This is a genomic window from Hydrocoleum sp. CS-953, from assembly GCF_002260545.1.
GTDB lineage: Bacteria > Cyanobacteriota > Cyanobacteriia > Cyanobacteriales > Microcoleaceae > Trichodesmium.
The window spans coordinates 1-2908 of record NZ_LGSU01000369.1 but is presented as its reverse complement, the minus strand read 5'-3'; the positions used below and the strand labels follow the sequence as shown (position 1 = coordinate 2908).

Genomic DNA, 2908 nt, shown 5'->3' with positions numbered 1-2908 from the left:
ACTATAAAGATAAACTTAAATAGCTTTTGGAGCTACTGATAATGACAGATTTTATTGTAAATGAGGCTGAAAAATTTGGATTTTTTTGTAACAATGATTTACATGGTTATTGGCAAATTATATCCCACCCGATAAAACCGAAATGGAAACTACATCAACAGGAAGAAGACTGGTTACTATTTATCTCTAACGAACCTCATCTAATTTTATTGCCAGAAGAAGTTATTGCTTTTTTAAAGTGGCGTTGGTTAACCCAGAAACAAAAACCAGAATCTAAAATTTCTTGATAACTTGTATTACTAAATATTAGTTGCTTCATTGATTTTAAGTGCAAAACCAAGATATTTAGCAATACATATTGTTATGAATTATTAGGGAAAACCAATGTCCTCATCTACTCCTGACCATCAATCTAACAATATAAATCAAACAACTAATACTTCACTTCAACCATCAATAGATCGGTTTTTAATATGTGGTTTAGGTAGTTTAGGAAAACATTGTGTAACAACATTAAAACAGTTTGGTGTAATTGTTAATGCCATCGACGTTATACAACCTCAATATTCGGAAGTTTCAGATTTATTTTCACAGTTAAATCAGTTAATTATTGGGGATGCAAGAGAACCTAATATATTAACACAAGCTGAAGTTCAACAATGTCGAGCCATACTTATTGTCACAAGTGATGAAAAGGTAAATTTAGCGATCGCTCTAGCAGCAAGATTACTTAATTCTCAAATTCGTCTTGTAGTCAGGTCTGCCAAAGAAAATCTCAATCAATTATTAGGTGAACAACTAGGAAATTATGTAGCATTTGAATCAACAGAACTACCTGCACCAGCTTTTGCAGTTGCAGCTTTAGAAGAAGAAATTCTTGGCTTTTTTTACCTAGAAAAACAGCAAATAACAATAATAAAACGCCAAATTAATTTAGCTGAATCCTGGTGTAATCGTCCTATTTATCAACTCAATAATCGTCATCGTAAAGTTATCGGTTATGCTAATAATGACACCGAATTATCATCGGATTTTTATGAATGGGATACAGACGAAATAATTCAAGCAAACGATAAAATAATTTATCTTGAACAACCGGAATTTTTAGCTATAAAGCATTCAAATAATTTACCAAGAAAGCAGTTTATTTTCTGGGAAAGATTACGATCATTTTTGCAATTAAATCCTCGTAAAATCAAGACTTTAATTATTAACTACTGGAATTGGATTCAGGAAAATCCGATTCGGAATCTAGTTTTTTCTAGTGCTTTGACTTTATTAACTTTATTAGTCAGTGACACATTACTATTATGGTATTACTATCCAGAAGCAACCTTAAGAGAAGCTTTTTATGGAACAGCAGTTTTACTACTGGGTGGATTTGGAGATATTTTTGGTGGCATTAAACTAGAGGAAGATTTTCCTTGGTGGCTGCAATTTTTGAGTTTAATCACAACATTAGTAGGAATTATTTCTGTAGCTCTGCTAAATGGTTTAATTACAGAAAGATTATTAAGTACAAAATTTAAGTNACCTTAAGAGAAGCTTTTTATGGAACAGCAGTTTTACTACTGGGTGGATTTGGAGATATTTTTGGTGGCATTAAACTAGAGGAAGATTTTCCTTGGTGGCTGCAATTTTTGAGTTTAATCACAACATTAGTAGGAATTATTTCTGTAGCTCTGCTAAATGGTTTAATTACAGAAAGATTATTAAGTACAAAATTTAAGTTTACCAGAAGAAATCCTATCCCTACCCAAGACCATGTTGTAATTGTTGGTTTAGGAAGAGTTGGTCAACGAGTCGCCACTTTATTACAAAGATTTAAACAGAAGTTAGTTGCAATTAGTAGTACAGTAACCGAATCAGATATTACACCAAAAATTCCTCTAGTTACTGGCAATATTATTAAATCTCTAGAAAAAGTAAATTTAGCCACCGCCAAAGGAATTATTGCAGTTACAAATGATGAAATGTTAAACCTAGAAGTAGCATTAATGGGTTATTCTCTTAATCCAAATATTCGTTTAGTAATTCGCACTTCTGAACAACGTTTTAGTAATAATTTAGCCAAACTTTTACCCTATTCTGCTTTTATTTGTACTTCCGCTGTTGTCGCAGAAGCTTTTGCCGGAGCAGCATTTGGAGAAAATATATTAAGTTTATTTAAAATAGACCATCAAACAGTATTAGTAACTGAATATAATATTGAAATAGGAGATACTTTAAATGGATTAATTTTAGCAGAAATAGCTTATGGTTATAGAGTAGTACCAATCTTATATCAGAAACCACCAAATGAATCAAAATTAATGCCCTCAGATGATATTAAACTTGCAGTAGGCGATCGCCTAATTGTACTGGCAACAATTAATGGTTTAAAAAGAATTGAAAATGGTGAAATAAAAGAACCTACTTATCAAATTATGATTGAATCTGCTCCATCAGAATATGCCATATTTCAAGGAGCAAATGAAATAGTTGGTATTGCTGGATGCAGTATGCTTACCGCTAGAGAATTAATGAATAATTTGCCAGGAATATTACCAAAACCACTTTATAAACATCAAGCTCAAAGATTAGTCATAACTTTGAAAAAAGCTTTTGTTAAAGCAAGATTAATAATGAATAATGAATAATGAATAATTAATAATGAAAGAGTTTTTTAAACCTTTAATTTTTTCGGATGTATTTTAAATCTACAAAAACATCCCAGAATTTAGAGTACAAACACGGGATGGCAGAAAGAAAGATAGTGATGGTAACCCAATAACCAAAAAAGGAGATCAGCACCAAAATATAGTCAATGGTTACGTTTTGTGGGAAACTGTTCAACTGGCAGACTTAACACAGACTAAAAAACTATTTCCTGAGTATAAGTCCATGCACTCCCAGGTTCTTCAAGATG

2 protein-coding genes and 1 pseudogene are annotated in these 2908 nt (G+C 31.7%); all 3 read left to right on the top strand.

Annotated elements, in window-relative coordinates; translation table 11 throughout:
* Window positions 1-41 precede the first annotated feature (41 nt).
* Window positions 42-287, top strand: a complete 246-nt coding sequence (locus tag AFK68_RS03510; RefSeq protein WP_094671618.1) for a hypothetical protein — start codon at window positions 42-44, stop codon at window positions 285-287.
* A gap of 97 nt (window positions 288-384) precedes the next feature.
* Window positions 385-1531: pseudogene (locus tag AFK68_RS44145) on the top strand (NAD-binding protein); the annotation flags it as partial.
* A gap of 1 nt (window position 1532) precedes the next feature.
* Window positions 1533-2639: TrkA family potassium uptake protein (locus AFK68_RS03500; protein WP_210407205.1), on the top strand; the 1107-nt coding region annotated here is incomplete at its 5' end.
* Window positions 2640-2908 lie beyond the last annotated feature (269 nt).